This window comes from Streptomyces beijiangensis (assembly GCF_017315755.1).
Taxonomy (GTDB): domain Bacteria; phylum Actinomycetota; class Actinomycetes; order Streptomycetales; family Streptomycetaceae; genus Streptomyces; species Streptomyces beijiangensis.
This window is the reverse complement of record NZ_JAFLRJ010001725.1, coordinates 1-293: the sequence shown is the minus strand read 5'-3', so window position 1 is coordinate 293 and position 293 is coordinate 1. Positions and strand designations below refer to the sequence as shown.

The following is a 293-nucleotide window of genomic DNA, read 5'->3' as shown; positions in this document are numbered from 1 at the left end:
CACGGGGAGACGCACGAAGCGGAAGTTGCCCTGGGACGGGTATACCGTCAGACCGGGCAGTGAGGAGAGCTGGCCGGACATGTCCTTCCGGTCGCGGCGCACCTGGTGGAGGCTCTGCTGGTACTCGGTGCCGTGCTCCTTCAGCATGAACACCACGTGCTCGTCGAAGGAGTTGAGGTTCCACTTCGGCAGCATCGAGCGGATGCGGCCGGCCAGCGAGGGGTTGGCGACTAGATAGCCGAACCGGATGCCGTGCAGCCCGAAGTTCTTGCCGAGGCTGCGCAGGACGATGA

General features: G+C 64.8%; 1 protein-coding gene. It reads right to left on the bottom strand.

Features of this window, described 5'->3' with window-relative positions; genetic code table 11:
- Window positions 1-293: aminotransferase class I/II-fold pyridoxal phosphate-dependent enzyme (locus tag J0695_RS43395; RefSeq protein WP_206970290.1), on the bottom strand; the 293-nt coding region annotated here is incomplete at both ends.